Below are 25,704 nucleotides of genomic sequence, written 5' to 3'. Positions count from 1 at the left end.
TTCAGCATGCGGGCGTTCAGTCGGCGATCGGCAGATAGACCCGGTTGCCGGCAGCCGCGAACTCCTTCGACTTCGCAGCCATACCCTCCTCGATCTCGGCCCGGCTGCCGCCGTGCTCACGCCGGATGTCCTGCGAGATCTTCATGCTGCAGAACTTCGGACCGCACATGGAGCAGAAGTGGGCCGTCTTGGCAGGCTCGGCCGGCAGGGTCTCGTCGTGGAACTCCCGTGCCGTGTCCGGGTCCAGCGCGAGGTTGAACTGGTCCTCCCACCGGAACTCGAAGCGGGCGTCGGACAGAGCGTCGTCCCACTCCTGGGCACCCGGGTGGCCCTTGGCGAGGTCCGCCGCGTGCGCGGCGATCTTGTAGGTGATGACACCGGTCTTGACGTCGTCCCGGTTGGGCAGGCCCAGGTGCTCCTTGGGCGTGACGTAGCAGAGCATCGCCGTGCCCCACCAGGCGATCATCGCGGCGCCGATGCCGGAGGTGATGTGGTCGTACGCCGGCGCGACGTCCGTGGTCAGCGGGCCGAGCGTATAGAACGGAGCTTCATCGCAGATCTCCTGCTGAAGGTCGATGTTCTCCTTGATCTTGTGCATCGGGACGTGTCCCGGGCCCTCGATCATGGTCTGTACGTTGAAACGCTTGGCGATCCGGTTGAGTTCCCCGAGCGTCCTCAACTCCGCGAACTGCGCCTCGTCGTTGGCGTCCGCGATCGAACCCGGCCGCAGGCCGTCACCCAGCGAGTACGTGACGTCGTAGGCGGCGAGGATCTCGCACAGTTCCTCGAAGTTCTCGTACAGGAACGATTCCTTGTGGTGCGCCAGACACCACGCGGCCATGATCGACCCGCCGCGCGAGACGATCCCGGTCTTGCGGTTGGCGGTGAGCGGGACGTACGGCAGCCGGACGCCCGCGTGGACGGTCATGTAGTCCACGCCCTGCTCGGCCTGCTCGATGACGGTGTCCTTGTAGATCTCCCAGGTCAGTTCCTCGGCCTTGCCGTCGACCTTCTCCAGGGCCTGGTAGAGCGGCACCGTGCCGATGGGGACGGGGGAGTTGCGCAGGACCCACTCGCGGGTGGTGTGGATGTTGCGGCCGGTGGACAGGTCCATGACCGTGTCGGCGCCCCAGCGGGTCGCCCAGGTCATCTTCTCGACCTCCTCCTCGATGGAGGACGTCACCGCGGAGTTGCCGATGTTGGCGTTCACCTTCACCAGGAACCGCTTGCCGATGATCATCGGCTCGGTCTCCGGATGGTTGACGTTGGCCGGCAGCACGGCCCGGCCCGCCGCGATCTCCTCGCGGACCACCTCGGGCGAAACGTTCTCCCGGAGGGCCACGAACTCCATCTCCGGTGTGATCTCGCCCCGTCGGGCGTACGCGAGCTGCGTCACCGCCTGGCCGTTGCGGCCCCGCCGCGGCTGACGCGGGCGTCCGGGGAAGACCGCGTCCAGGTTCCGCAGCCCGCCCCGGGGCGAGGTGTGCTTGATCCCGTCGTCCTCGGGACGGACCGGACGGCCCGCGTACTCCTCGGTGTCACCGCGGGCGATGATCCAGTTCTCCCGCAGCGGCGACAGCCCCCTGCGGACGTCCGTCTCGACGAGTGGGTCGGTGTACGGGCCTGACGTGTCATACAGCGTGACCGACTGCCCGTTGGTGAGGTGCACCTGCCGGACCGGCACGCGCAGATCGGGGCGCGAACCCTCGACGTACGCCTTGTGCCAGCCGATGGACTTCCCGGCCTCCTGAGACTTCTCGTCCTGAACGGAGGCAGGCGTGCGTGCGTCCTTGTTGGTCATGAGACCTACTCCCTACGCCGGCATTACCCGGTAACAGGTTCGGCGGTCGACGCAGCGGTTTCCGTCTGCCGATGTTTCCTGCGGAACATGGCTTGTTCCACGTGAAACATCGCGTATACGGAGGTCAGCGCCCTCTCAGCCCGGTGCTCCGAGCTCCCGCGTGTGCAAAGGTGCCTCCACGCTAGCGTCATGTGTGGCGCGGTGAACAGTGGGCCCCCCGCCGTTCTTGCGATGATCGGGCGGTGACCAGGATGGAGCAGTACCCCTACCAGCCGCCCGAGCCGTCCCGCCGAGACGGCCCGGCGCAGGACAGCGGACACGGCCACGGTCCACGCGGCCACGGTCACTCACACGGCGACAGCCACTCGCACGGCCACAGCCACAGTCACGGTCCCGCCGCCCCCGTCTCCCAGCACCTGCGCAAGGTCATCGCGGCGATCCTGGTGCCCTTCACCGCGGCGGTCCTGGTCGGCCTCGTGGTGCTCTGGCCCGGGGACGCCCCCTCCCACAAACGCACCGGCGTCGGCTTCGACCGGCAGACCCAGCAGGCCACGGTCACCCGGGTCGTCGAGGTCAGCTGCAAGTCGGTGAACGCGTCCGGCAGCACCCCGACCGGCGACGCCTCCACCGCCGAGGGCACGTCGGCGGCGGCGGAGGCCAACGGGACCTGCAAGAAGGCCACGATCCGGGTCGACACCGGCAAGGACAAGGGCCGTACGTTCACCGAGATCGTGCAGCCGGACCAGTCGCGGCAGCTGAACCAGGGCGAGAAGGTCGTGGTCGCCTACGAGCCCTCCGCTCCCAAGGACCTCCAGTACTCGGTGACCGACGTGAACCGGAAGTTCCCCATGGCGCTGCTCGCGGGGATCTTCGCGGTGGCCGTCGTCGTGGTGGGCCGACTGCGCGGTGTGATGGCGCTGGTCGCACTGGCCGTGAGCTTCCTGGTGCTGACGCTCTTCATCCTGCCGGCGATCCTGGAGGGGGCGAACCCGCTGCTGGTGGCCGTGGTCGGATCGAGCGCCATCATGCTGATCGCCTTGTACATGTGCCACGGCCTGTCGGCGCGTACGTCGGTGGCGGTGCTCGGCACGCTGATCTCGCTCTCGCTGATCGGTCTGCTCGGCTCGCTGTTCATCGGCTGGGCCGCGCTGACCGGCAACACCGACGACAACACCGGCCTGATCCACGGCTTGTACCCGTCGATCGACATGAGCGGTCTGCTGCTGGCCGGCGTCATCATCGGTTCGCTCGGCGTCCTGGACGACGTGACGGTGACGCAGACCTCGGCCGTCTGGGAACTGCACGAGGCCAACCCGTCGATGGGCTGGCGCGGGCTGTACCGGGCGGGCATCCGCATCGGCCGCGACCACATCGCCTCCGTGGTCAACACCCTTGTGCTCGCCTACGCCGGTGCCGCACTGCCGTTGCTGCTGCTCTTCTCGATCGCGCAGAGCAGCGTCGGCACGGTGGCGAACAGCGAGTTGGTGGCCGAGGAGATCGTGCGCACGCTGGTGGGCTCGATCGGTCTGGTCGCCTCGGTCCCGGTCACCACCGCGCTGGCCGCGCTCGTCGTGTCGGCCGACCGGCCCGGCACCGCTGCCACAGCGTCGGCCGGCGCACAGCCCGCACCGGCACGCGGCGGCCGGGGCCGACGTCGGAAGCGGTGACGTGCCGTGGGGGCGCGTCGGAAGCGGTGACGTACGGAGGGGTGCCGCCGGAAGCGCTGAGCACCGCGGAGAGGCGGGGGCCCGGACCGGACCCCCGCCGCAGAAGCGTTCCTGCACAGTTCCACGCGGCACGGCGGATCGCCCTCCATCCCTTGCCGTAACGCTTCAGCCGGCGCTCTGTTCCTCGGCCAGGATGCGGTCCAGGGCCTCGTCGAGATGAGCGTCGAAGTCGGCGATCGCACCCTCCTGACCGAGCGGCACGAGCTTGTCCGTACGGTCGAGGAAGGCCACGAGCGGTGGCGCCGACGAGCGGAACAAGGCTTGGTCGCCGCCGACCTGAAGCCGGATCAGCACCTCACCCAGCACCTCGGCATCGACGGGGGCGATGTGCACATCCCCCTCGCCGCACGGACGACCGACCCCGTCGATCAGCAACTCCCGCCCGAAGGCCCAGGTCACCGGAGCGTCACCGGGCAGATGAAAGGTGAGGCGTACGGCATACGGATCACAGGTCTCGTAGCGCAACTCCACCGGGATGCGGAAGGAGAGCTCCTCCGACACGAGAAAGCTCATCATGACTTCTGCCTGTACGGACTCGCGCATCGCCTATCCCGTCATATGACATCGACTGGCCGGGATTGATCCCTCTGACCGTGGTCAAATCTTGCTGAAAGTACACAGGAGATCACAAGGAGTAATTTTTCAGATACTGATAGAGAGGGTGAGCGACCCCAGATGCCGCCCGATCTCCGTTTGCAGCCGCTGTGCCGCGGGCATCAGCCGGTCGGCCTGGTGGACGGGCAGGGAGATGGCCATGGTGGCCGCGGTGGTGCCGACCGTGATCGGGACCGCCGCGCAGACGGTGCCGACCGCGTACTCCTGTCGCTCCACCACCGGTTCCATGCGCCGCGTCCGGGACAGCCGCCGCAGGAGCGCGTCGTTGTCCCGCACGGTGTACGGCGTGACGGGCTGCACGGGATAGCGGGCGAGGTGGTCGCGCCGCGCGTCCTCGTCCAACTGGGAGAGCAGGCACTGCCCGATCGCGTGCGCATGGCCGGTCTCGCGGAAGTCGGCCCACTCCTCGACCGCGGGCGCCTGACGGGAGTCGGAGACGCACATGACCTCGATCTCACCGTCCCGGTACATCGCGTAGTACACCGGCACACCGATGGAATCCCGCCAGTGCGCGAGCGTGTCCGCCACCGTGCTGCGACGTTTCTGCCGTGCTCCGCTGCGGCCCAGTCGCTCCGCCGCGTCACCGAGGAAGAAGAGCCCCTTCTCCCGGCGCAGATAGCCCTCGTGGACCAGGGTGCGCAGCAGGTGGTACGTCGTGGGCAGCGCGATACCGGTCTCACGGGCGAGCTGTTTGGCGGGGGCGCCGTATGCGTGCGCGGCGACGGTCTCCAGCAGGCGCATGGCGCGCTGGACGGACCCGATGAGCGTGGCGGTGGGTGGGGTGGGGGCCGGTGGGCCCGGCCGGCCGGCGGAGGGCGGTGGTCCGGAGCGGTCCGTGGCACGCGGGGGTCCGGAGAAGGCCGCCGCGTGCGGCTGGCCGGGGACGGCCAGGGACGCCGGTCGCCGGCCGGGGGGTGCGCAGGAGCGCGGTGGGGCGGGGGGTGCATGGGGTTCTGCCGGTGCGGTGTCAACCGTGGACAAGGGTCACTCCCGGAGCGCGAGGGGGCAGCCCGTGCGAGGAAGCACGGAGGGGGGTCTGCGCGGCCCACGGGGCCGGGCCCCGTGGGGTTCCGGACTTTAACCGCCCGCCACCGCGCGCAGACGGCTCCCGGGGAAAACTTCCCTCCCCCGAGGGAACCGGCCCTCCGTCATGGGTGACCGGCTCCCGGGTGCCTCACCAGTCGCTGCGCGACGAGGAGTTCCCCATGAACTTGCGGACGATGTAGATCAGTCCGCCGACCAGGGCGACGAAGACCAGCGCCTTGAACAGCAGACCGATCACGAACCCGACCACCGTCGCTATCAGGCCGCCGAACACGACCAGGGCGATGACCGGCACCGCGACCCACTTCACCCACCACGGCAGCCCCGCGAAGATCTCTCGCATCGCCCTCGTCCTTTGCGTTCTGTGCGTTGTCGATGTTCCGCACTCGATGCTAGGGCCGCAAAGGGCCCTCGCGGGGGCCTCGCATCCCTTGTCCTCCCCTGACCCGTCCCCTAGGGAACCCGGGGCTTCGGGGTCACGCCTCGGGCGGAGAGAACACGACGAGCACCCTGAGGTCCTCGCTGATGTGGTGGAACTTGTGGGCGACGCCGGCGGGCACGTACACGACGCTGCCCCGCGCCACCTGGGTCGTCTCCAGACCGACGGTGATCGAGGCCCGGCCGCTGACCACGAAGTACACCTCGTCCTGGCCGTGCGGCTTCTGCGGGTCGTGCTCGCCCGCGTTGAGGGCGTACAGGCCGACCGACATGTTCCTCTCGCGCAGGAACTGAAGGTAGGCGCCCTCGTTGGCGGCGCGTTCCGCCTCCAGATCGTCCAGCCGGAATGCCTTCATCGCCGCTGCCGCCCTCGCCTCACTGCTCGCTGTTCCGCTGCTCGCCGTCGTACCGCTCGCCGTCCGTCCGGCCAGGGTCCGCCCGGTCTGCCACGATCAGACACATGAAGAATTTCGTAGTCAAGACGATCGCCAACGCGGGCGCCCTGGCGGTCGCGGTATGGCTGCTCGACAAGATCACCCTGACGGGTGACAGCACCGCCAAGAAGGCCGGCACGCTCATCGTCGTCGCATTGGTCTTCGGCTTGGTGAACTGGCTGGTCAAGCCGATCGTGAAGGTGCTCACCTTCCCGCTGTTCATCCTGACCCTGGGCCTGATCACCCTGGTCGTGAACGCGCTGATGCTGCTGCTGACCTCCTGGGTGTGCGGCAAGCTCGACCTGAGTTTCCATGTGGAGGGATTCTGGACGGCCGTCCTCGGCGGTCTGATCGTCTCCGTCGTCTCCTGGGCGCTGCACGTCGTCCTGCCCGACGAGGACTGAGCGCATGACCTACCGCGTCTGTTTCGTGTGCACCGGCAACATCTGCCGCTCCCCGATGGCCGAGTCCGTCTTCCGCGCGCGCGTGGCGGAGGCCGGGCTGGAGGACCTGGTGGCGGTCGACAGCGCCGGGACCGGTGGCTGGCACGAGGGCGAGCCCGCCGACCCCCGCACCGTCTCGGTCCTGGAGGAGCACGGCTACGACAGCGAACACGTCGCCCGCCAGTTCCTGCCGTCGTGGTTCGCCCGTCTCGACCTCGTGATCGCCCTCGACACCGGCCATCTCAAGGCCCTGCGCCGCCTCGCGCCGACCGAGGAGGACGCGCGCAAGATACGCCTGCTGCGCTCCTACGACCCCGCCGCCGGCGACGACCTCGACGTGCCGGACCCGTACTACGGGGGCCGGGACGGCTTCGAGGAGTGCCTTGAGATGGTGGAGGCGGCGAGCACCGGTCTGCTCGCCGCCGTACGGGACGAACTGGAGGGACGGGCCGCATGAGCGATGCGACGAAGAACGAGGGGCGCGTCGGCGACGGCACGCGCGCGGTACGGGCGGGGCTGCCGGAGCCGGCCAAGAACGAGCCGACCCTGCCCGGACCGGTGTTCGCGGCGCACTTCCACCTGCCCGGCGAGGTCTCGGGACCGTATGCGTACGGCCGTGACGACAACCCGACCTGGACTCTGCTGGAGCGGGCCGTCACCGAACTGGAGGCGCCCGGGCGGGAGGACGCCGAGACGCTGGTCTTCGCCTCCGGTATGGCGGCGATCTCCGCCGTGCTGTTCTCGCAGCTGCGCGCCGGGGACGCGGTCGTGCTGCCGTCCGACGGCTACCAGGTGCTGCCGCTGGTCGGCGCCCAGCTGGAGGCGTACGGCGTCGAGGTGCGCACCGCGCCGACCGGCGGGGACGCCCAGCTGGAGCTGCTCGACGGGGCGCGGCTGCTGTGGATCGAGTCGCCGTCGAACCCCGGGCTCGATGTCTGTGACATCCGACGGCTGGCGGAGGCGGCCCACGCGCGGGGCGCCCTGGTGGCCGTCGACAACACGCTCGCCACCCCGCTCGGCCAGCGCCCGCTGGAGCTGGGCGCCGACTTCTCCGTGGCCAGCGGCACCAAGCAGCTCACCGGGCACGGCGACGTCCTCCTGGGCTACGTCACCGGTCGCGACGCCGAGGCGATGGCCGCCGTGCGCCGCTGGCGCAAGATCGTCGGAGCGATCTCCGGTCCCATGGAGGCCTGGCTCGCGCACCGGTCCATCGCCACGCTCCAGCTGCGGGTCGACCGGCAGAACGCCACCGCCCTCGCCGTCGCGGAGGCACTGCGACAGCGGCCCGAGGTCTCCGACCTGCGCTATCCGGGTCTGCCCGACGACCCCTCGCACAAGATCGCCGCGCAGCAGATGCGCCGCTACGGCTCCGTCGTCTCCTTCACCCTGCCCACGCGCACGCGGGCCGAGCGTTTTCTGGCTGCCCTGCGGCTGGTGGAGGACGCGACGAGCTTCGGCGGGGTACGGTCCACGGCCGAACGCCGCCGCCGCTGGGGCGGGGACGCCGTCCCGGAGGGCTTCATCCGCATGTCCGTCGGCGCGGAGGACCCCGAGGACCTGGTGGCCGACGTGCTGCGCGCCCTGGACGAGTCCGCCGAGTAAGCGTCCGCGTCCGCCGGCCATGCCGTCAGGACGGTCCGAGCCTCCCCCCTCGTGGCTCGGACCGTCCACGGTTTTCCTGCGGGAAAGACCGTGCGAACCAGGCTAGTTGACTCTGCGTCAGTGTCCAATCACGCTAACGACAGAGACCTATCGACTTATTTATAGTTGGTGCCTGCCTGGGGGCCGGAGAGGGCAGCGACAGGGGAGGGCGTGCCATGGATCTGGCCTTGCTGCGGACCTTCGTCACCGTGCACAGGGCCGGCTCCTTCACCCGCGCCGCCGCCCTGCTCGGCCTCTCCCAGCCCGCCGTCACCTCACAGATCCGCACACTGGAGCGCCAGCTCGGCAGGCCGCTGTTCCTTCGTCAGGCGCGCGGGGTGACCCCGACGACCGTCGGCGACGAACTCGCACAGAGGACCGCGCCGCATCTCGATGCCCTGGTGGAGATAGTGGAGAGCGGCCTGGACGACGAGTCCTCTTCACGGACGCTGCACCTGGCCGGGCCTCCGGAGTTCACCGCTGAACGCGCTCTGCCCGCGCTCACCGAGCTGACCGGCGACGACGGCCGGGGCTTCGCGCTGCGCGTCTCCTTCGGGACGGCCGAGGAGACGCTGGAGGGACTGGCCTGCGGTCACCATGACCTGGCCATCAGCACGGCACGACCGCGCGGGGCCCTGCTCACCGCCACTCCGCTCTGCGACGAGGAGCATGTGCTGGTCGCGGCCCCACGCTGGGCGGAGCGGATCGGCTCGGACACCCTGCGGCTGAAGGGCGCCCCGGCGCTGGAACACCTGCCGCTCGTCGAGGTCCACGAGTCGCTGCCGTTCGTCTCGCGCTACTGGGCCTCCGTCTTCGACTCCCGCCCTGCCGCCACGGGCACGGTCATCGTCCCGGATCTCCGGGCCGTGCTGTCCTGCGCGATCGCCGGGGCCGGGCTGGCGGTGCTGCCCCGCTACCTGTGTGCCCCGGCACTGGAGCAGGGCACGATCGTCACCCTGCACGACCCGGCGGTCGCGCCGCTGCGTACGTACTTCCTGGTGGTGCGGACCGGCACACTGGCCCTGCCCCCTATCGCGCGGGCCTACGAGTGCCTCCAGCGCGCCGCCACGGCCTGGTGCTGACACCGTCCGTCCGGGGTGCACGCGCTGCGGTCGTGTCGTGGCACTTTGCGATGTTTCACGTGGAACCAGCCGGGCCACATTTCTCCCATGACCGTCCGACCCGTGGTCAAGCGCACCGCCCGTGCCGTTCTTCTGGACGGTGACGACCTGATCCTGATCAAGCGCACCAAACCCGGCGTCGATCCCTACTGGGTCACCCCCGGTGGCGGAGTCGAGCCCGGGGACTCGACCGTCGTGGACGCCCTGCACCGGGAGGTGTACGAGGAACTCGGCGCCAAGATCACCGATGTGGTGCCGTGCTTCGTGGACACGGTGGAGCACATCGGTGAGGACGGTGGCGCGACCGGGGTGAAGGTGCAGCACTTCTTCGTCTGTCGACTGGAGTCCATGGACCCTGCCCTGCGTCACGGCCCCGAAGTGGACGAGCCGACCGGTGAGTACGAGATCGTCCGCGTGCCGTTCACCCGCGTCGGCATCGCTTCCGTCCATCTCGTCCCGCTGTCCCTGCGCCACTACCTGGACGGCAACATCGAGGGGGTACGGGCCATGCACGCCCCCGACCTCGGGTAGGCACGGTCAGCCCGCGCCGATGAGCAGTTCCTCCACCGAGTCGTGCCGTATGCGGCTCGTCGGGACGCCGATGTCCCGAAGCGTGTGGATGCCGCTGCGGATCATTCCGGGCGGGCCCGAGAGATAGGCCTCGTACTCGGTCCACGGTCCATAGGCGCGTATGGCGTCAGGCAGCTGGAGATGGGCCCGCTGGTCTATGACCGCCCGGACCGACAGCCAGGGGTGGCTCTGCTGGAGCCTGAGCAGCGTGTCGATGTCGTACAGGTCGTGATCGGTCCGTGCCCCGTAGAACACCTCGACCGGGCGGCGTTCGCCGCGCTCGGCGACGTCCTCCACCAGGGCCTTGATGGGCGCTATGCCGGTGCCGCCGCCCAGGCAGAGCAGCCCGCTGTCGGTGGTGTGGTCGACGGTCATCGAGCCGGCCGGCGGGCCGAGGCGTATGACGTCTCCGGGCCGGGCACGGTGCACCAGCGCGTTGGACACCCATCCGGCCGGGACGGCCTTCACATGGAACGTCAGCAGTCCGTCCGAGCGGGGCGCGGACGCGAAGGAGTAGTGCCGCCACACCCGGGGCCACCAGGGTGTTTCCACGCTCGTGTACTGGCCGGCGAGGAAGGGATAGGGCTGGTCGGGGCGGACGGTGAGGATCGCGACGTCCGGGGTCCGCAGATCGTGCGCAACGATCTCCGCCTGCCACCAGGCCGGGGCACGCAGTTCATCGGCCGCCGCCGCGTCGATCATGACTTGGGACATCGTCGTGTAGGCCCGCACCCAGGCAGCCTCCGTCTCCGGGTTCCAGACGGTGGTGGCGTACTTGCTCAACGCGCCGATGAGGCATTCGCCCACGGCCGGATAGTGCTCGGCGCGTGTTCCGTACTTGCGGTGTCCACGGCCCAGGTTCCGCAGGTAGTCGACGAGGACCGGGGTGTTGTCCAAGTGCTCGGCCGCCGTGAGCAGCGCCTTGAGCAGGCGGTCCCGCTGGGTGTCCATCGCGGCCGGAAACAGGGACCGCAGTTCTGGGTGGCGGACGAAGAGCAGAGCGTAGAAGTAGGAGGTGACCTTGTCGGCGACGGGGGCGATCTCGGTCATCGTGCGGCGGATGCGGAGCGCGTCCGGTGACCCCTCCTCGGCGGCCGGGGCCGACCGCTGCACGGGCACACGCAACGGCTTCTCGGGCGCCTCCTGATCACCGTGCGGCGGCGGAGCCGATGACGCCTCGCGCGGCATGAACCAGCCGCCCCCGCCCGGCATGTCGTTCTTCCCCGACGTGGTGGCCGGAGCGTCCATGGTGTGCCCTCGCCTCGAACATCTTTCGGTCGGTCTGCGCACCCTCCTCCTCGGAAGGCGCATGCTTTCCCCCGGCGGGCGGCCAGCCGTAGCGCTTGCTCCGCAGCTTCTCATCTCGGTCGCTGCCACGGTCGAGAACCCGGAAACGCGGTTCTTCGGCCTCTCCGCACCATTAGGCTGCGTCCCCTGCTCTCGGCCCGCACGGGATGCCTGCGCTCCATCCCGGACGTGAACCGGAGTCGACCCTACCGGCCGTCGGCGCCCACACAAGTCCCTCCTTGCTCCGTCACGAGGAGAGCACGGTGCGAACGGTGACGTCCGTCAACTACCGGGCCGGTCCGACCAATTCATAGGCACCCCACAGATCCCGTCCCGTGTACGAGTGCGTCGCCAGTCCGGCCAGGTGCGCGTCGGCATTGACGGCCACGGAAACCGGTACGACAGCAAACAACTCCGCGTCCGACGACGAGTCGCCGTACGCCACGCAGTCGGCTCGTGCCACCCCGAACTCGGCGCAGAGCCGGTCCGCGATGGTCACCTTGGCCGCCGCGCTGAGCACCCTGGACGGATCGACAGGCTCGGTGAACGGCACGGCCGGGAAACGCGATCCATGCGCCGCGTGGGCACCCCAGTCGAGGAGGCGTTCCACGAAGAAGGAGGGCGAGAGAGACACCACCGCGCAGTACTCGCCCGCGGTTCTGATCTCCGCCCAGACCTCGCGGATCCGGGCCAGCCAGGGAGCCGCCTCGAACGCGGCTCGCACATGCTCCTCGGTCAGGTCCGCCCACAAGTCGTACACCTGCGCCGCGTACTCCGGCGGACCGATCCGGCCCTGCGCGATCGCACGGTCCAGCGCCACCGTCTCTGCCTCCAGGCCGAGCTGGCGTGAAATCTCCACTGGGGCGGTCGTTCCGTGCAGCAAGGTGCCGTCGAGATCGAAGAGATGAAGTCTCGCCATGGCCCGAGGCTAGTGGGCTGTCGACGTTTCACGTGAAACACGCAGAGCTGTCGCTGGGCTGTGCGCAGGGCCACGAGATGGCCAAAAGCACGTGCGTCTCATCGAAACGGGTGGACGGCGGGGGTGCCGGTCGGACAGCCTGACCTGCGTGCCAACTCCTTCCCTCACCGCTCTGCCCATTCGCCGCCTGACGCCTCGCGATCTCACTGCCTGCGCCGACCTGTCCGAGGACCGGGGGTGGCCACGCGAGGAACACAAGTGGGGCTTCCTCCTCACAGCCGGGAAGGGCTTCGGCATCGACGACCCCGAGGGCGGCCTCGTCGCCGCGTGCGTGGTCACGGAGTACGGCGCGTGGGGGCGGCCGGATCTCGGCGCTATCGGCATGGTTCTGGTGGCCGAACGCCATGCCCGCCGGGGCGTCGGGCGTCGCCTGATGCGGCATGTCGTGTCGAGCATGGGGACCACTCCGCTGACCCTGCACGCCACGCCGTACGGACGCCCCCTCTATGAGGAGCTGGGCTTCAAGGTGACGGGCCGGGCGGAGATGCTGATGGGCCGTTTCACCCCCAGTGGCCCGGAATCCGGGGTCGTGACGCGTGCCGCCACCGCAGAGGATCTGCCGGCGATCCTGCGCCTCGACGAGGAGGTGTTCGGCACCGATCGCACCCCTCTCATCACCCGCCTGCCCGCCTTCGCCGATCAGCTGCGGGTGGCCGAGGAGGACGGACGGCTCATCGGCTACACCGCCGCGTGGCCCAACATGGACACCCATGTCGTCGGCCCGCTGATCGCCCGGGACACGGAGACCGCCAAGGCGCTGATCGCCTCGCTGGCGGCCCGTACGGACCGTCCGCTGCGGACCGACATCGATGTGCGCCATGAGGAGCTGCTGGCCTGGGCGAGGGAGCGGGGCCTGGCCTCCGTGGCCTTCAACTCGGTGATGACCTATGGCATCACGGACCTGCCGGGGGACTGGACCCGGCGGTTCGCACCGCTGACCGTCGCCGCGGGCTGAATCCTCGCACGACGCACGCCGGCCCCGCCGCTCGAAGCGGCGGGGCCGGCGTCATGAGGTCCGGGTTGTGGCTCAGACGAGCGCCTGCACGGCGGCGGTGGCGAAGCCGTGGTCCTGGTCCGGAGCACCGCCGCCGACACCGATCGCACCGATCAGCCGGCCGTCCCGGTGGACCGGGATACCGCCCGCGATGAACAGCAGGGGCCGGTCGAGGGCCGTGGGCAGCGTGTGGAAGAGGCCGCCGGGCTGGACGGCGTCGACGAGGTCGGCGGTGGGCGCGTTCAGCTGGAGGGCCGTGTAGGCCTTCCGGGTGCTGGTCTCGCCGGAGATCAGCACGGCGCGGTCGTCCCGGCGGAAGGCCAGCAGGTGGCCCCCGGCGTCCAGGACGGTGACGCTGACGGCGACTCCGGTGTCCTCGGCCGCCCGGCGGGCGGTGGCGACCAGCAGCTCGGCGTCCTCGATGGTGAGTGGGGCGACGGCGGTGGTGGTCATGGAGATGTCTCCTCGGATGGTGCTGTGGTGGGTGCTGCCGTAGCGGGAGGGTCCCCGGTACGGACGTCTGTGGGTGGTGCGGCGTCCGGGATGCGGGCGGCTCAGTGGTGGACCGGCGTCCGCTGCTCCGCCGGCGTGCCGGAGGCGGTCACGCTGCCGTGGGCGCCGTCACGGCGCTCCAGGGCAGCCGAGAGGAAGGCGAGGACCAGGGCGGCAGCGGCGAGGGCGGCACCGACCCAGTTGGGGGACGTGTAGCCGAAGCCGGCCGCGATCACGAGGCCGCCGAGCCAGGCGGACAGGGCGTTGCCCAGGTTGAAAGCGCCGATGTTGACGGCCGAGGCGAGCGTCGGGGCGCCGTGCGCCTGGTCGAGGACGCGCTTCTGGAGCGGCGGCACGGTGGCGAAGCCGAGGGCGCCGATCAAGGCGATGGTCACCGCGGCCGCGATCTTGTTGTGCGCGGTGAGCGTGAAGAGAGCCAGGACGACGGCCAAGGCGCCCAGGGAGACGTACAGCATCGGCATCAGGGCGCGGTCGGCGAACCTGCCGCCGATGAGGTTGCCGCCGACCATGCCGAGGCCGAACAGGACCAGCAACCAGGTGACGGAGCCGTCGGCGAAGCCGGCGATGTGGGTCATCATCGGGGCGATGTAGGTGATGGCCGCGAAGACACCGCCGAAGCCGAGGACGGTCATCGCCATGGCCAGCAGGACCTGGGCGTTCTTGAAGGCGGCCAGCTCGTGGCGCAGGTGTACGCCCTCCGGCCGCGGCAGCTCGGGAACGAGCTTGGCGATGCCGACGAGGCCGACGACACCGAGGGCGGCGACGATGCCGAAGGTGACGCGCCAGCCGGCGCTCTGCCCGATGAACGTGCCGAGCGGGACGCCGACGACATTGGCGATGGTCAGACCGGTGAACATCATGGCGATGGCGCCGGCCTTCTTTTCGGGAGCGACCAGCTCGGCCGCGACGACCGAGCCGATGCCGAAGAAGGCACCGTGGGCGAGCGAGGCGACCACTCGTCCGATCAGCATGACCGCGAAGGCCGGGGCTACGGCCGAGAGCAGGTTCCCGGCGATGAACAGGCCCATCAGCAGCATCAGCATGCGCTTGCGCGGGACCTTGGTGCCGAGCACGGTCATGATCGGGGCGCCGATGACCACGCCGAGCGCATAGCCGGTCACGAGCAGACCCGCCGTGGGGATGGAGACCCCGAAGTCGCCCGCGACCTCGGGCAACAAGCCCATGATCACGAACTCGGTCGTTCCGATTCCGAAGGCCCCGATCGCGAGGGCCAGAAGCGCGAGAGGCATGGGGGTAACCTTCCCAGAAGATTGCAGGAGCGCTTTGCGTTCGTCCACAATAGTTGCAGACGCGGGCTATACGCAAGCGACGACTATTGCGGTGGTGCTCTACTCTTGTGATGCAGCCACTCCGGGACGGAGGAAAACGCCAATGACAGCGACGGACCCCGCGCTCACCGCCCTCGCACAGGGCTGGTGCGCCCTTTCTGCGCTGCACGGACGGATCGAGGCGCACATCGAGCGCGCTCTACAGGCCAAGCACGACCTGAGCGTCCGCGAGTACTCACTGCTGGACGTCCTCAGCAGACAGCACGAAGGCGAGGGCGGGCATCTCCAGATGAAGCAGGTCGCCGACGCGGTCGTGCTCAGCCAGAGCGCCACCACACGCTTGGTGACGCGCCTGGAGGACCGCGGCCTGCTGGAGCGCTATCTGTGCCCCACCGACCGGCGCGGCATCTACACCAACGTCACCCCGGCGGGCCTGCGCCTGCTGGAGGAGGCGCGACCCACCAATGACGCCGCCCTGCGCGAGGCCCTGGACGACGCCGCCAAGAACCCTGAACTAGCCCCGCTGGTGAGAGTGGTGGAGTCCCTGAACGTACCCGCATAGGGTGCGTCCATGGGAGATCTTGAGATACGTGCCGCGACCGCCGACGACCTCCCGGCGATCGTGGCGATGCTCGCCGACGACCCGCTCGGGGCCCAGCGCGAGTCGCCCGGCGATCTCACGCCGTACCGGAACGCGCTGGAGCGCCTCGCCGCCGACCCCCATCAGCATGTCGTCGTCGCCGTGCGCGAAGGACGCGTCGTCGGCACCCTCCAGCTCACGATCATCCCTGGGCTCTCGCACAAGGGAGCCACTCGTGCGCTCATCGAGGCCGTGCGCATTCACGCCGACGAGCGGGGCAGCGGACTGGGCAGCCGGCTGATCGAGTGGGCGATCGACACCTCCCGGCAGCTCGACTGCCGGATGGTGCAGCTCACGTCCGACAAGACACGGACCGACGCCCACCGCTTCTACGAGCGGCTGGGTTTCCGCGCTTCGCACGAGGGCTTCAAGCTGCGCCTTTGACTGCGTCCCGGAGGGCGGATCGGCCGCAGTTGCCGAATACCAGAACAGGACAGTGAGTGTGTTCGGGGACATGCACAAGGGGTGTGTTTCACGTGAAACACACCCCTTGTGCATGTCCGGGCTAGCCGATGCCCCGCCACCCCTCCGGGTCCACGCCACCGGGCACCGGGGCCTCGGGGTCGTACGGCTGCCGGGTGAACACGAACGAGCCGAGGTCGAGGTGGCTCACCGACCCGTCCGGGCGCCGTACGGGCCGCAGCAGCTCTCCGGCGTAGTAGCCCTCCAGCCCCGTCCAGGTGCCGTCGCCGTTCGCACGGAAGCGGGCCCTCCGTCCCCCGCCGGTCAGCGGTGCCAGCGCGATCAGGCCGTCGGCGGTCGCGCGCAGGCCGAAGGCGTGGGTGCCCCAGTACCACTGCCCCACCAGCTCCAGCACCGCCGGTTCGACCTCACGCAGCGGCCGCCAGGGCTCAGGGATGCGCGGCTCCGCCTCCGCGACGATCCGGACGAGGTCCGCTCCCACGGCACCCAGCAGCGGACCGCTGGTGCAGTTGGCGAGCACCACCGCCGCCACGTCGTCCTCCACGCTGATGGTGAGGTTCGCCAGAAAGCCCGGCAGGGAACCGGAGTGCCCGACGAGCAGCCGGCCGTCCCGGCGCTGGATCTGCATACCCAGGCCGTACGTGACCCCGTCCACCACGTCCGCGGCCTCGGCGGGCGCCGCCGGGGTACGCATCTCCCGTACCGACTCCGCACTCAGGACCCGGTCATCTCCCCGGGCCAGAAACGCGGCGAACCGCGCCAGGTCCCCGGTGGTCGACCAGAGCTGGCCGGCCGGCGCCATCCGGCCCAGGTCCTCCGTCGGTTCGGGGAGCATCGCGTCGGCCCAGGGGTGCACCGCCCATCCGCCCGCGTGCGGGGGTTCCGGCTGCGCGCTCGTCCGGTGCAGGCCCAGTGGCTCCAGGATCTCCTCGCGCAGCACCTCCTCCCAGGGGGCGCCGCGCAGTTCTTCCACCAGGGCACCGAGGACCGTGTAGCCGGGGTTGGAGTAGTGGTGCCGCCGGCCGACGGGATGCAGGAAGGGCTGTGACCCGAGCACATCGCTCAGTTCGGGCCGCAGAGAGCCGGGCGTCCGTTCCCACCAGGGCCCGGGTGATTCGGCCGCCAACCCCGCGGTGTGCGCGAGCAGTTCCGCGATCGTCGCCTCCCCCGCACCGGTGCCCGGCAGATGCTTCTCCAGCGGATCACCGAGATCGAGGACGCCCTCGTCGCGCAGCCGCATCACCAGTACGGCGGTGAAGGTCTTGGTGATGGACCCGATCCGGTACTGGACGGTCTCGTCCGGTCCGTGCCCGTCCACCGAGGTCCGCGCCCCGTGCCACACGGCCTGCCCGTCCCGCACGACGGCGGCGACCAGTGACGGAGCCCGTCCTTCGGCCTGCGCGACGGCGATCCGGTGCAACAGGGCACGGCGGGTGGCGGGGAGCAACGGTTCCTGAGTTGTCGTCATGGGCCCAGTCCACCTGCTGCGGAGGCGGGCGTCGAATGCATTTGCCGCGCCCTGCCCACCGTACCCGCCCGCACCCCTGTCCGTGGCCGCGGCCGTGCCCGGTGGATCAGGTCTGGGCCATGTCCACGAACCGGGAGTAGTGGCCCTGGAAAGCGACCGTGATGGTGGCCGTCGGACCGTTTCGGTGCTTGGCGACGATCAGGTCCGCCTCGCCCGCGCGCGGGGACTCCTTCTCGTACGCGTCCTCGCGGTGCAGCAGGATGACCATGTCCGCGTCCTGCTCGATGGAGCCGGACTCGCGCAGGTCGGAGACCATCGGCTTCTTGTCGGTGCGCTGCTCGGGGCCACGGTTGAGCTGCGAGAGCGCGATGACCGGGATCTCCAGCTCCTTCGCGAGCAGCTTGAGGTTACGGGACATGTCCGAGACCTCCTGCTGACGGCTCTCGGCGCGCTTGGAGCCACCGGACTGCATCAGCTGGAGGTAGTCGATGACGACCAGCTTCAGGTCGTTGCGCTGCTTCAGGCGCCGGCACTTGGCGCGGATCTCCATCATCGACAGGTTCGGGGAGTCGTCGATGTACAGCGGCGCGGCCGACACGTCCGGCATACGGCGGGCGAGCCGCGTCCAGTCCTCGTCGGTCATCGTGCCGGACCGCATGTGATGGAGGGCGACCCGGGCCTCGGCGGACAGCAGACGCATCGCGATCTCGTTACGGCCCATTTCGAGCGAGAAGATGACGCTCGGAAGGTTGTGCTTGATGGAGGCCGCCCGCGCGAAGTCCAGGGCGAGGGTCGACTTACCCATGGCGGGACGCGCCGCGATCACGATCATCTGGCCCGGATGGAGACCGTTCGTCAGCGAGTCGAAGTCGGTGAACCCGGTGGGCACGCCCGTCATCTCGCCGCTGCGCGAACCGATCGCCTCGATCTCGTCGAGGGCGCCTTCCATGATGTCGCCGAGCGGGAGGTAGTCCTCGCTGGTGCGCTGCTCGGTGACGGCGTAGATCTCGGCCTGGGCGCGGTTGACGATCTCGTCCACGTCTCCGTCGGCCGCGTATCCCATCTGCGTGATGCGCGTACCGGCTTCGACCAGCCGCCGCAGGACGGCCCGCTCGTGGACGATCTCCGCGTAGTACTCGGCGTTGGCCGCCGTCGGCACGGTCTGGACGAGGCTGTGCAGATACGCGGCGCCGCCGACCTTGTTGATCTCACCGCGCTTGGTGAGTTCGGCGGCGATGGTGATCGGGTCGGCCGGCTCACCCTTGGCGTAGACGTCCAGGATGGCCTGGTAGATCGTCTCGTGCGCGGGCTTGTAGAAGTCGTGGCCCTTGAGGATCTCGACCACATCGGCGATGGCGTCCTTGGACAGCAGCATGCCGCCCAGCACGGACTGCTCGGCGTCCAGATCCTGCGGCGGCACCCGCTCGAACGACGAACCCCCGCCGTCCCAGGCGCCGTTCTCCCGGCCCCGGTCGTGCTGTTCGTCACGACTCCGGCCGACGTCACCGCGCCGACGGGAGGCCGGCAGACGATCACTGGGCCCGCTGTCGGCCCACGGATCGTCCAAGGGCTCGGAAATGCTCACCGAGCCACCTCCTCCCGTCCGCACGGCGGACCTCGCCGTGCCCTCTTTTGTACGGCACGACACTGACAAATAAGACGCCCAACTCCGGTTCTGGCGCGTCGGATTTGTGACGGTTCCCGGGCCGGACGAAGGACGCTTGCCGGGCCCGGGGAAGGAGCGGGCGCCGGACCACCGTAGGCCCGTCGGCACCGTCAGCCAATCTGGTTATCCACAGGCCATGTGGACGACGGCCCGGATGCTGTGGAGAACTCGCCGAAACCTGTGCACGACCCGGTGGAAAGCCCTGTGAACAAGCCCTCGATCCCTTCGACAGGAAGCCTCTGACCTGCGCTTCTTCGATCCACCGGCTGTGCAGAGAAAAAACTTCCCCAGTCGGGCCAAGATCGCTTCGAACGGCGGGCGAAAGGACGCGCCCCGCACCCAAAAGTAAGGACCACTCGTCAGTTGCATCTCTTACCTGTGGACGATTAGATTGATGCTCATGACACAGGCTCCAGAGATCCCCAAGGCCACCCGGCGGCGGCACGACCGAGAAATCGTCGCGCTGGCCGTCCCGGCCTTCGGCGCCCTCGTCGCCGAGCCTCTCTTCGTCATGGCGGACAGTGCGATCGTCGGCCATCTCGGGACCGCTCAGCTCGCCGGTCTCGCGGTTGCCTCGGCCCTCCTCACCACCGCCGTGAGCGTGTTCGTCTTCCTCGCCTACGCCACCACGGCCGGCGTGGCCCGCCGCGTCGGCGCCGGTGATCTCCCGGCGGCCATCCGGCAGGGCATGGACGGCATCTGGCTGGCGCTGCTGCTCGGCATCGCCGTCATCGCCGTCGTTCTGCCCCTCGCCCCCGGCATCGTGGATCTCTTCGGCGCCTCCACCACCGCGGCCCCTTACGCCATCACCTATCTGCGCATCTCCGCGCTGGGCATCCCGGCCATGCTCATCGTCCTGGCCGCTACCGGGGTGCTGCGTGGCCTGCAAGACACAAGGACCCCGCTCTATGTCGCCGTCGCGGGATTCATCGCCAACGCCGCGCTGAACGCGGGGCTCGTCTACGGCGCCGGGCTCGGCATCGCCGGTTCGGCCTGGGGCACGGTCATCGCACAGTGCGGCATGGCCGCCGTCTATCTCACCGTCGTCGTCCGTGGCGCCCGTCGACATGGCGCGTCACTCCGGCCGGACGCCGCCGGTATCCGAGCCTCGGCTCAGGCCGGCGTCCCGCTGCTGGTCCGGACGCTGTCCCTGCGGGCGATCCTCATGATCGCCACGGCGGTCGCGGCCCGTCTCGGTGACGCCGACATCGCCGCACACCAGATCGTCCTGTCCCTGTGGAGCCTGCTGTCCTTCGCGCTCGACGCAATAGCGATCGCGGGACAGGCCATCATCGGCCGCTACCTCGGAGCGGACGACGCCCATGGAGCACGCGAAGCCTGCCGTCGCATGGTCCAGTGGGGCATCGCGACCGGTGTCGTACTGGGCCTCCTCGTGGTGGCCGCGCGACCGCTCTTCCTGCCGCTGTTCACCAGCGACTCCCTGGTGAAGGACGTTGCCCTGCCGGCCCTGCTGCTGGTGGCGCTGTCGCAGCCCGTCTGCGGGATCGTCTTCGTCTTGGACGGGGTCCTGATGGGCGCGGGGGACGGCCCGTATCTGGCCTGGGCCATGGTCGTCACCCTGGCGGTGTTCGCTCCGGCGGCCCTGCTCGTTCCCACGTTCGGCGGTGGCCTCACCGCCCTTTGGGGGGCGATGACGCTGATGATGACGATCCGCATGCTGACCCTGTGGCTGCGGACCCGTTCGGGCCGCTGGATCGTGACGGGCGCGACCCGCTGACCGTTTCACGTGAAACATGCCGTCCCGGTCACGGGAGCCCCGGCCATGTGAAAGGGGCCGCACCCCTGAAGGGTGCGGCCCCTTTCACCGGCTCAAGCGAGCACGGCGATCACGCGGCGATCAGGCCGCGACGACCTCGACGTTGACCTTGGCGGCCACCTCGGGGTGCAGACGCACGGACGTCTCGTGGGCGCCCAGGGTCTTGATCGGAGCGGACAGCTCGATGCGGCGCTTGTCGACCTCGGGGCCACCGGAAGCCTTGATCGCGGACGCGATGTCGGCCGGGGTGACGGAACCGAAGAGACGGCCGGCGTCGCCGGAGCGGACGGCCAGGCGGACCTTCACGCCCTCGAGCTGGGCCTTGACCTGGTTGGCCTGCTCGATGGTCTGGATCTCGTGGATCTTGCGAGCACGGCGGATCTGCTCGACGTCCTTCTCGCCACCCTTGGTCCAGCGGATAGCGAACTTCCGCGGGATCAGGTAGTTGCGAGCGTAACCGTCCTTGACGTCGACGACGTCGCCCGCGGCACCGAGGCCGGAGACCTCGTGGGTGAGGATGATCTTCATGAGTCGGTCACCCTCCCTTAGCGCGCGGTGGACGTGTAGGGCAGCAGCGCCATCTCACGGCTGTTCTTGACGGCCGTGGCGACGTCACGCTGGTGCTGCGTGCAGTTGCCGGTCACGCGGCGGGCACGGATCTTGCCGCGGTCGGAAATGAACTTCCGCAGCATGTTCGTGTCCTTGTAGTCCACGTACGTGACCTTGTCCTTGCAGAAAGCGCAGACCTTCTTCTTCGGCTTGCGCACAGGCGGCTTCGCCATGGTGATTCTCCTGTGTGATCAAGAAGTTGGGATACGACCCGCCCTCGACCCGGACCGGCCCAGAAGGCCTGGCCCGAAGGCTTAGAAGGGGGGTTCGTCCGAGTAGCCGCCACCGCCGCCGGAGCCTCCGCCCCAGCCGCCGCCACCCTGGTTGCTGCCACCGGCGGGAGCGCCGGTGGCCCACGGGTCGTCGGCCGGAGCGCCGCCGCCCTGCTGGCCGCCGCCGGGGCCACCGCCCCAGCCGCCGCCACCCTGGCCGCCACCGCCGCCGTAACCACCCTGGCCACCGCGCGCGCCACCGGCGGTCTTGGTGACCTTGGCCGTGGCGTTGCGCAGGCTGGGGCCGACTTCCTCGACGTCCAGCTCGTAGACCGTGCGCTTGACGCCCTCACGGTCCTCGTAGGACCGCTGCTTCAGCCGGCCCTGCACGATGACGCGCATGCCTCGCTGGAGCGACTCGGCGACGTTCTCCGCCGCCTGGCGCCAGACCGAGCAGGTCAGGAAGAGGCTTTCGCCGTCCTTCCACTCGTTCGTCTGGCGGTCGAAGGTGCGGGGAGTGGACGCGACGCGGAACTTCGCGACCGCCGCACCGGACGGGGTGAAGCGCAGCTCGGGGTCGTCGACAAGATTGCCGATGACCGTGATGACGGTCTCGCCTGCCATGGGGGAACCTCTCGGCGGGTTTGCTGCTCTGGCTGCTTGTTGCTGCTACTCGAATCCCGAGATCAGCTGAGCGGGAGAGCTCAGTGGGTCTCGGGGCGGAGGACCTTGGTCCGGAGGACCGACTCGTTCAGGTTCATCTGGCGGTCGAGCTCCTTGACGACCGCAGGCTCGGCCTGAAGGTCGATGACCGAGTAGATGCCCTCGGGCTTCTTCTTGATCTCGTAGGCGAGACGGCGACGGCCCCAGGTGTCGACCTTCTCAACCTTGCCGCCGCCGTCACGGACGACGGACATGAAGTTCTCGATCAGCGGGGAGACAGCGCGCTCCTCGAGATCGGGGTCGAGGATGACCATCACCTCGTAGTGACGCATGTGGAACCCACCTCCTTTGGACTCAGCGGCCACGGTCGTTCCGTGGCAGGAGGGTTGTGATGCGTACGCAACGGTATCGGCCACCACTGACAATCGGGGTTCCCTCAGGGAAGCCGGCAGTGTGACCTGGGCAGGTCTGGGCAGACACCAGTGCAGAGGGTACAGACTACCCGCACACACGCTTCCGGTTGAAATCCGGCCGTCGACACCGACAATCTGTACACATCGGGTGTGTACGGCGCTACCATGCGCCGCCTTCCGCAGGAGGTGCCCATGGCACAGGCATTGCGATCCAACACCGCCGGTTCCCTCTTCGCCACGGACGGCAAGCCCCATCCGCTTCAGGACGCCCTGATGGCGGTGACGCTCGTCCTGGGCCTGCTGTCCTTCATCACGTGCTTCTTCCACAGCCTTCACCTGCTGACGTCATGGGCGGGCCTGGTGGCACTGCTCACCGGCGTGTACGGACAGTGGATCTCGGTGACCACGCGGCAGCGGTTCGGCCTGATCCTGGGTCTCGGCGCCGCGGGCGTCGGCTTCCTGATCGGCATGGCACACGGCGGCCTGTTCGGCGGGCTCTTCAGCTGACCCTGCCGGGTTCAAAGGCCCCTACGCCCAGTCGGGGCGCTCGCAAGGCGCAGTAGGCTTCGGCGCGAGAGCCGGAGCCCCTGTACCCATGGGGACACACCAGCCCGAGGAGCGCCCCGAATGAGCCTGACCCTGAGGACCATCAGTCGCGAGCAGCATCTGGCCTTCATCCAGAGCCTGCCGGCGGCGAGCCACATGCAGGTCCCGGCATGGGCAGATGTGAAGGCGGAGTGGCGTTCGGAGAACCTCGGCTGGTTCGACCGGAGCGGCCAACTGGTCGGCGTGGGCCTGGTGCTCTACCGCCAGCTGCCCAAGATCAAGCGCTACCTCGCCTATCTGCCCGAGGGCCCGGTCATCAACTGGTACGCGCCCAACCTGGACGACTGGATCCAGCCGATGCTGGCGCACCTCAAGCAGCAGGGTGCCTTCTCGGTGAAGATGGGCCCGCCGGTGATCATCCGCCGCTGGAACGCGGACACCATCAAGAGGGGCATCCAGGACCCGGACGTCAAGCGACTGCGCGACCTGGAGGCCGACTTCATCGAGCCGCGCGCCTTCGAGGTGGCCGACAAGCTGCGCCGCATGGGCTGGCAGCAGGGCGAGGACGGCGGCGCCGGCTTCGGCGACGTGCAGCCCCGCTACGTCTACCAGGTGCCGCTGGCGAACCGCTCCCTGGAAGAGGTCCACAAGAACTTCAACCAGCTGTGGCGCCGCAACATCAAGAAGGCCGAGAAGGCCGGCGTCGAGGTCGTCCAGGGCGGCTACCAGGACCTGCCCGAGTGGCAGCGGCTGTACGAGATCACGGCCGTCCGTGACCACTTCCGGCCCCGCCCGCTGTCGTACTTCCAGCGCATGTGGACGGCCCTCAACACCGAGGACCCCAACCGGATGCGGCTGTACTTCGCCCGCCACAACGGCGTGAACCTTTCGGCAGCGACCATGCTGATCGTCGGCGGGCACGTCTGGTACTCCTACGGCGCCTCCGACAACATCGGCCGCGAGGTCCGGCCGTCCAACGCCATGCAGTGGCGGATGCTGCGCGACGCCTACGCGCTCGGCGCCACCGTCTACGACCTGCGTGGCATCTCCGACTCGCTGGACGAGACCGACCACCTCTTCGGCCTGATCCAGTTCAAGGTCGGCACGGGCGGCCAGGCCGCCGAGTACCTCGGCGAGTGGGACTTCCCGCTGAACAAGCTGCTCCACAAGGCGCTCGACATCTACATGTCGCGCCGCTGAGCCGCGCGGGCGTTTGATTCCATAGCCTTCACAGCTCTCACACCTCTGATCCACCGCAGCCACGAGAAAGGTTCCGGGTCCGGCCATGGCGCTCACGCTCTACGTCGACACCGCGCGCTGGCGGGCGCACCACAAGCACGTGCAGGAGCAGTTCCCGGGACTCGTCCCGGTCTGCAAGGGCAACGGCTACGGCTTCGGGCACGAACGGCTGTCGGAGGAGGCCACGCGGCTCGGTTCCGACCTGCTCGCCGTCGGCACGACCTACGAGGCCGCGCGCATCAAGGACTTCTTCGGCGGTGACCTGCTGGTGCTGACGCCGTACCGGCGCGGCGAGGAGCCGGTCCCGCTGCCCGACCGGGTCGTCCGCTCGGTGTCGTCCATCGACGGTGTGTACGGCCTCGTGGGCGCCCGTGTCGTCATCGAGGTGATGTCCTCGATGAAGCGGCACGGCATCAGCGAGCACGACCTGCCGCAGCTGCACCAGGCCATAGAGAACGTCCGGTTGGAGGGCTTCGCCATCCATCTGCCGCTGGACCGCACCGACGGCTCGGACGCCGTCGAGGAGGTCATCGGCTGGATGGACCGGCTGCGCGCGGCGCGCCTGCCGCTGCACACGATGTTCGTCAGCCATCTCAAGGCGGACGACCTGGCCCGGCTCCAGCAGCAGTTCCCGCAGACCCGGTTCCGCGCCCGTATCGGCACGCGGCTGTGGCTGGGGGACCACGATGCCACCGAGTACCGCGGCGCCGTCCTGGACGTCACACGCGTGACGAAGGGCGACCGGTTCGGCTACCGGCAGCAGAAGGCGGCCTCGGACGGCTTCCTGGTGGTCGTGGCGGGCGGAACGTCGCACGGGGTGGGTCTGGAGGCCCCGAAGGCCCTGCACGGCGTCATGCCGCGCGCCAAGGGCGTCGCCCGGGCCGGGCTCGCCACGGTCAACCGGAACCTCTCCCCGTTCGTCTGGGGCGGCAAGCAGCGCTGGTTCGCCGAGCCGCCGCACATGCAGGTGTCGATCCTGTTCGTGCCCTCGGACGCCCCCGAGCCGAAGGTCGGTGACGAGCTGGTGGCCCATCTGCGGCACACCACGACCCAGTTCGACCGTCTCGTGGACCGCTGAGCCGGTCCAGAACGCCGAGAAGGCCGTATCCGGGGCTCCCGGATACGGCCTTCTGCGTGCGCTGCCTCGTGCGG

At 69.3% G+C, this 25,704-nt stretch carries 28 protein-coding genes; 13 read left to right on the top strand and 15 right to left on the bottom strand.

Features of this window, described 5'->3' with window-relative positions; translation table 11 throughout:
* Nucleotides 1-16: 16 nt before the first annotated feature.
* Nucleotides 17-1,801: a phosphomethylpyrimidine synthase ThiC gene (gene thiC, locus ACZ4WH_RS09105; protein ID WP_468178177.1), complete on the bottom strand. Its 1,785-nt coding sequence runs from the start codon at nt 1,799-1,801 to the stop codon at nt 17-19.
* Nucleotides 1,802-2,052: 251 nt separating this feature from the next.
* Between thiC and ACZ4WH_RS09100 the strand changes: the two genes are divergently transcribed.
* Nucleotides 2,053-3,468: a YibE/F family protein gene (locus ACZ4WH_RS09100; protein ID WP_468178313.1), complete on the top strand. Its 1,416-nt coding sequence runs from the start codon at nt 2,053-2,055 to the stop codon at nt 3,466-3,468.
* A gap of 165 nt (nt 3,469-3,633) precedes the next feature.
* Here ACZ4WH_RS09100 and ACZ4WH_RS09095 read toward each other — a convergent pair whose 3' ends face one another.
* The 4 genes from ACZ4WH_RS09095 to ACZ4WH_RS09080 form a co-directional block, all read right to left on the bottom strand.
* Nucleotides 3,634-4,071 carry an SsgA family sporulation/cell division regulator gene (locus tag ACZ4WH_RS09095; RefSeq protein WP_468178175.1) on the bottom strand — a complete coding sequence of 146 codons (438 nt, stop codon included), beginning with the start codon at nt 4,069-4,071 and terminating at the stop codon, nt 3,634-3,636.
* Between the two features lie 99 nt (nt 4,072-4,170).
* A complete protein-coding gene (locus tag ACZ4WH_RS09090; protein WP_468178173.1) occupies nt 4,171-5,124 on the bottom strand; it encodes an IclR family transcriptional regulator in 954 nt (317 codons plus the stop codon).
* 193 nt (nt 5,125-5,317) lie between these two features.
* Nucleotides 5,318-5,530, bottom strand: coding sequence for a DUF5326 family protein (locus ACZ4WH_RS09085; protein ID WP_030640080.1), 213 nt, complete (start codon nt 5,528-5,530; stop codon nt 5,318-5,320).
* A 133-nt stretch (nt 5,531-5,663) separates the two neighbouring features.
* Nucleotides 5,664-5,981, bottom strand: coding sequence for a cupin domain-containing protein (locus ACZ4WH_RS09080; RefSeq protein WP_030640081.1), 318 nt, complete (start codon nt 5,979-5,981; stop codon nt 5,664-5,666).
* A gap of 104 nt (nt 5,982-6,085) precedes the next feature.
* Between ACZ4WH_RS09080 and ACZ4WH_RS09075 the strand changes: the two genes are divergently transcribed.
* The 5 genes from ACZ4WH_RS09075 to ACZ4WH_RS09055 all read left to right on the top strand — a co-directional run bounded on the left by ACZ4WH_RS09075 (nt 6,086) and on the right by ACZ4WH_RS09055 (nt 9,795).
* Nucleotides 6,086-6,463, top strand: coding sequence for a phage holin family protein (locus ACZ4WH_RS09075; protein ID WP_468178171.1), 378 nt, complete (start codon nt 6,086-6,088; stop codon nt 6,461-6,463).
* 4 nt (nt 6,464-6,467) lie between these two features.
* A complete protein-coding gene (locus ACZ4WH_RS09070) occupies nt 6,468-6,959 on the top strand; it encodes a low molecular weight protein-tyrosine-phosphatase (protein ID WP_014673734.1) in 492 nt (163 codons plus the stop codon).
* Nucleotides 6,956-8,104 (top strand): cystathionine gamma-lyase, encoded by a 1,149-nt coding sequence (locus ACZ4WH_RS09065; protein WP_468178168.1) that lies wholly within the window; start codon nt 6,956-6,958, stop codon nt 8,102-8,104. The genes ACZ4WH_RS09070 and ACZ4WH_RS09065 overlap by 4 nt, the downstream gene beginning before the upstream one ends.
* A gap of 215 nt (nt 8,105-8,319) precedes the next feature.
* Nucleotides 8,320-9,225, top strand: a complete 906-nt coding sequence (locus ACZ4WH_RS09060; protein ID WP_468178166.1) for a LysR family transcriptional regulator — start codon at nt 8,320-8,322, stop codon at nt 9,223-9,225.
* Nucleotides 9,226-9,312: 87 nt separating this feature from the next.
* A complete protein-coding gene (locus ACZ4WH_RS09055; protein ID WP_468178164.1) occupies nt 9,313-9,795 on the top strand; it encodes an NUDIX domain-containing protein in 483 nt (160 codons plus the stop codon).
* A 6-nt stretch (nt 9,796-9,801) separates the two neighbouring features.
* Here ACZ4WH_RS09055 and ACZ4WH_RS09050 read toward each other — a convergent pair whose 3' ends face one another.
* Nucleotides 9,802-11,352 (bottom strand): globin domain-containing protein, encoded by a 1,551-nt coding sequence (locus ACZ4WH_RS09050; protein ID WP_468178162.1) that lies wholly within the window; start codon nt 11,350-11,352, stop codon nt 9,802-9,804.
* A 55-nt stretch (nt 11,353-11,407) separates the two neighbouring features.
* Nucleotides 11,408-12,040 carry an HAD family hydrolase gene (locus ACZ4WH_RS09045; protein WP_468178160.1) on the bottom strand — a complete coding sequence of 211 codons (633 nt, stop codon included), beginning with the start codon at nt 12,038-12,040 and terminating at the stop codon, nt 11,408-11,410.
* A gap of 148 nt (nt 12,041-12,188) precedes the next feature.
* Between ACZ4WH_RS09045 and ACZ4WH_RS09040 the strand changes: the two genes are divergently transcribed.
* A complete protein-coding gene (locus tag ACZ4WH_RS09040; RefSeq protein ID WP_468178158.1) occupies nt 12,189-13,055 on the top strand; it encodes a GNAT family N-acetyltransferase in 867 nt (288 codons plus the stop codon).
* Between the two features lie 72 nt (nt 13,056-13,127).
* Here the strand turns inward: ACZ4WH_RS09040 and ACZ4WH_RS09035 are convergent, their stop codons facing one another.
* Complete coding sequence (locus ACZ4WH_RS09035; protein WP_468178156.1) at nt 13,128-13,547, bottom strand: GlcG/HbpS family heme-binding protein; 420 nt, start codon at nt 13,545-13,547, stop codon at nt 13,128-13,130.
* A 101-nt stretch (nt 13,548-13,648) separates the two neighbouring features.
* Complete coding sequence (locus tag ACZ4WH_RS09030) at nt 13,649-14,857, bottom strand: MFS transporter (RefSeq protein ID WP_468178154.1); 1,209 nt, start codon at nt 14,855-14,857, stop codon at nt 13,649-13,651.
* A gap of 142 nt (nt 14,858-14,999) precedes the next feature.
* Here ACZ4WH_RS09030 and ACZ4WH_RS09025 point away from each other — a divergent pair, with 142 nt between their 5' ends.
* Nucleotides 15,000-15,458: a MarR family winged helix-turn-helix transcriptional regulator gene (locus ACZ4WH_RS09025; protein WP_468178152.1), complete on the top strand. Its 459-nt coding sequence runs from the start codon at nt 15,000-15,002 to the stop codon at nt 15,456-15,458.
* Nucleotides 15,459-15,467: 9 nt separating this feature from the next.
* Nucleotides 15,468-15,920, top strand: coding sequence for a GNAT family N-acetyltransferase (locus tag ACZ4WH_RS09020; RefSeq protein WP_468178150.1), 453 nt, complete (start codon nt 15,468-15,470; stop codon nt 15,918-15,920).
* 121 nt (nt 15,921-16,041) lie between these two features.
* Here the strand turns inward: ACZ4WH_RS09020 and ACZ4WH_RS09015 are convergent, their stop codons facing one another.
* A complete protein-coding gene (locus ACZ4WH_RS09015; protein ID WP_468178148.1) occupies nt 16,042-17,427 on the bottom strand; it encodes a serine hydrolase domain-containing protein in 1,386 nt (461 codons plus the stop codon).
* A gap of 106 nt (nt 17,428-17,533) precedes the next feature.
* Nucleotides 17,534-19,012: a replicative DNA helicase gene (dnaB, locus tag ACZ4WH_RS09010; RefSeq protein WP_468178146.1), complete on the bottom strand. Its 1,479-nt coding sequence runs from the start codon at nt 19,010-19,012 to the stop codon at nt 17,534-17,536.
* Nucleotides 19,013-19,493: 481 nt separating this feature from the next.
* On the opposite strand from dnaB, the gene ACZ4WH_RS09005 reads away from it, so the two are divergent.
* Nucleotides 19,494-20,831 (top strand): MATE family efflux transporter, encoded by a 1,338-nt coding sequence (locus ACZ4WH_RS09005; RefSeq protein WP_468178144.1) that lies wholly within the window; start codon nt 19,494-19,496, stop codon nt 20,829-20,831.
* A gap of 120 nt (nt 20,832-20,951) precedes the next feature.
* Here the strand turns inward: ACZ4WH_RS09005 and rplI are convergent, their stop codons facing one another.
* From rplI to rpsF, 4 genes are all read right to left on the bottom strand, one after another.
* Nucleotides 20,952-21,398 (bottom strand): 50S ribosomal protein L9, encoded by a 447-nt coding sequence (rplI, locus tag ACZ4WH_RS09000; protein WP_030640106.1) that lies wholly within the window; start codon nt 21,396-21,398, stop codon nt 20,952-20,954.
* A gap of 17 nt (nt 21,399-21,415) precedes the next feature.
* Nucleotides 21,416-21,652: a 30S ribosomal protein S18 gene (rpsR, locus tag ACZ4WH_RS08995; RefSeq protein WP_003949403.1), complete on the bottom strand. Its 237-nt coding sequence runs from the start codon at nt 21,650-21,652 to the stop codon at nt 21,416-21,418.
* A gap of 81 nt (nt 21,653-21,733) precedes the next feature.
* Nucleotides 21,734-22,315, bottom strand: coding sequence for a single-stranded DNA-binding protein (locus ACZ4WH_RS08990; RefSeq protein WP_468178142.1), 582 nt, complete (start codon nt 22,313-22,315; stop codon nt 21,734-21,736).
* A gap of 80 nt (nt 22,316-22,395) precedes the next feature.
* The gene (gene rpsF, locus ACZ4WH_RS08985; protein WP_070028831.1) at nt 22,396-22,686 is read right to left on the bottom strand and encodes a 30S ribosomal protein S6; all 291 of its coding nucleotides are present in this window, start codon (nt 22,684-22,686) and stop codon (nt 22,396-22,398) included.
* Nucleotides 22,687-22,959: 273 nt separating this feature from the next.
* On the opposite strand from rpsF, the gene ACZ4WH_RS08980 reads away from it, so the two are divergent.
* The 3 genes from ACZ4WH_RS08980 to ACZ4WH_RS08970 all read left to right on the top strand — a co-directional run bounded on the left by ACZ4WH_RS08980 (nt 22,960) and on the right by ACZ4WH_RS08970 (nt 25,630).
* Nucleotides 22,960-23,274 carry a hypothetical protein gene (locus ACZ4WH_RS08980; protein ID WP_468178140.1) on the top strand — a complete coding sequence of 105 codons (315 nt, stop codon included), beginning with the start codon at nt 22,960-22,962 and terminating at the stop codon, nt 23,272-23,274.
* Nucleotides 23,275-23,394: 120 nt separating this feature from the next.
* On the top strand, nt 23,395-24,513 hold the full coding sequence (locus ACZ4WH_RS08975; protein ID WP_468178138.1) for a lipid II:glycine glycyltransferase FemX: 1,119 nt from the start codon (nt 23,395-23,397) through the stop codon (nt 24,511-24,513).
* Nucleotides 24,514-24,598: 85 nt separating this feature from the next.
* Nucleotides 24,599-25,630 carry an alanine racemase gene (locus ACZ4WH_RS08970; RefSeq protein ID WP_468178136.1) on the top strand — a complete coding sequence of 344 codons (1,032 nt, stop codon included), beginning with the start codon at nt 24,599-24,601 and terminating at the stop codon, nt 25,628-25,630.
* Nucleotides 25,631-25,704: the final 74 nt, after the last annotated feature.

This window comes from Streptomyces sp. NPDC029138, from assembly GCF_055564375.1.
The sequence above is the reverse complement of the archived record's forward strand: the minus strand, read 5'-3'. Positions and strand labels throughout refer to the sequence as shown.

What these genes read in the sequence shown, in the direction of transcription:
- thiC (WP_468178177.1), bottom strand. Translation starts at nt 1,801, where the DNA reads ATGACCAACAAGGACGCACGCACGCCTGCCTCCGTTCAGGACGAGAAG.
- ACZ4WH_RS09100 (WP_468178313.1), top strand. Translation starts at nt 2,053, where the DNA reads ATGGAGCAGTACCCCTACCAGCCGCCCGAGCCGTCCCGCCGAGACGGC.
- ACZ4WH_RS09095 (WP_468178175.1), bottom strand. Translation starts at nt 4,071, where the DNA reads ATGCGCGAGTCCGTACAGGCAGAAGTCATGATGAGCTTTCTCGTGTCG.
- ACZ4WH_RS09085 (WP_030640080.1), bottom strand. Translation starts at nt 5,530, where the DNA reads ATGCGAGAGATCTTCGCGGGGCTGCCGTGGTGGGTGAAGTGGGTCGCG.
- ACZ4WH_RS09080 (WP_030640081.1), bottom strand. Translation starts at nt 5,981, where the DNA reads ATGAAGGCATTCCGGCTGGACGATCTGGAGGCGGAACGCGCCGCCAAC.
- ACZ4WH_RS09075 (WP_468178171.1), top strand. Translation starts at nt 6,086, where the DNA reads ATGAAGAATTTCGTAGTCAAGACGATCGCCAACGCGGGCGCCCTGGCG.
- ACZ4WH_RS09070 (WP_014673734.1), top strand. Translation starts at nt 6,468, where the DNA reads ATGACCTACCGCGTCTGTTTCGTGTGCACCGGCAACATCTGCCGCTCC.
- ACZ4WH_RS09065 (WP_468178168.1), top strand. Translation starts at nt 6,956, where the DNA reads ATGAGCGATGCGACGAAGAACGAGGGGCGCGTCGGCGACGGCACGCGC.
- ACZ4WH_RS09060 (WP_468178166.1), top strand. Translation starts at nt 8,320, where the DNA reads ATGGATCTGGCCTTGCTGCGGACCTTCGTCACCGTGCACAGGGCCGGC.
- ACZ4WH_RS09055 (WP_468178164.1), top strand. Translation starts at nt 9,313, where the DNA reads ATGACCGTCCGACCCGTGGTCAAGCGCACCGCCCGTGCCGTTCTTCTG.
- ACZ4WH_RS09045 (WP_468178160.1), bottom strand. Translation starts at nt 12,040, where the DNA reads ATGGCGAGACTTCATCTCTTCGATCTCGACGGCACCTTGCTGCACGGA.
- ACZ4WH_RS09035 (WP_468178156.1), bottom strand. Translation starts at nt 13,547, where the DNA reads ATGACCACCACCGCCGTCGCCCCACTCACCATCGAGGACGCCGAGCTG.
- ACZ4WH_RS09030 (WP_468178154.1), bottom strand. Translation starts at nt 14,857, where the DNA reads ATGCCTCTCGCGCTTCTGGCCCTCGCGATCGGGGCCTTCGGAATCGGA.
- ACZ4WH_RS09025 (WP_468178152.1), top strand. Translation starts at nt 15,000, where the DNA reads ATGACAGCGACGGACCCCGCGCTCACCGCCCTCGCACAGGGCTGGTGC.
- ACZ4WH_RS09020 (WP_468178150.1), top strand. Translation starts at nt 15,468, where the DNA reads ATGGGAGATCTTGAGATACGTGCCGCGACCGCCGACGACCTCCCGGCG.
- ACZ4WH_RS09015 (WP_468178148.1), bottom strand. Translation starts at nt 17,427, where the DNA reads ATGACGACAACTCAGGAACCGTTGCTCCCCGCCACCCGCCGTGCCCTG.
- ACZ4WH_RS09005 (WP_468178144.1), top strand. Translation starts at nt 19,494, where the DNA reads ATGACACAGGCTCCAGAGATCCCCAAGGCCACCCGGCGGCGGCACGAC.
- rplI (WP_030640106.1), bottom strand. Translation starts at nt 21,398, where the DNA reads ATGAAGATCATCCTCACCCACGAGGTCTCCGGCCTCGGTGCCGCGGGC.
- rpsR (WP_003949403.1), bottom strand. Translation starts at nt 21,652, where the DNA reads ATGGCGAAGCCGCCTGTGCGCAAGCCGAAGAAGAAGGTCTGCGCTTTC.
- ACZ4WH_RS08990 (WP_468178142.1), bottom strand. Translation starts at nt 22,315, where the DNA reads ATGGCAGGCGAGACCGTCATCACGGTCATCGGCAATCTTGTCGACGAC.
- rpsF (WP_070028831.1), bottom strand. Translation starts at nt 22,686, where the DNA reads ATGCGTCACTACGAGGTGATGGTCATCCTCGACCCCGATCTCGAGGAG.
- ACZ4WH_RS08980 (WP_468178140.1), top strand. Translation starts at nt 22,960, where the DNA reads ATGGCACAGGCATTGCGATCCAACACCGCCGGTTCCCTCTTCGCCACG.
- ACZ4WH_RS08975 (WP_468178138.1), top strand. Translation starts at nt 23,395, where the DNA reads ATGAGCCTGACCCTGAGGACCATCAGTCGCGAGCAGCATCTGGCCTTC.
- ACZ4WH_RS08970 (WP_468178136.1), top strand. Translation starts at nt 24,599, where the DNA reads ATGGCGCTCACGCTCTACGTCGACACCGCGCGCTGGCGGGCGCACCAC.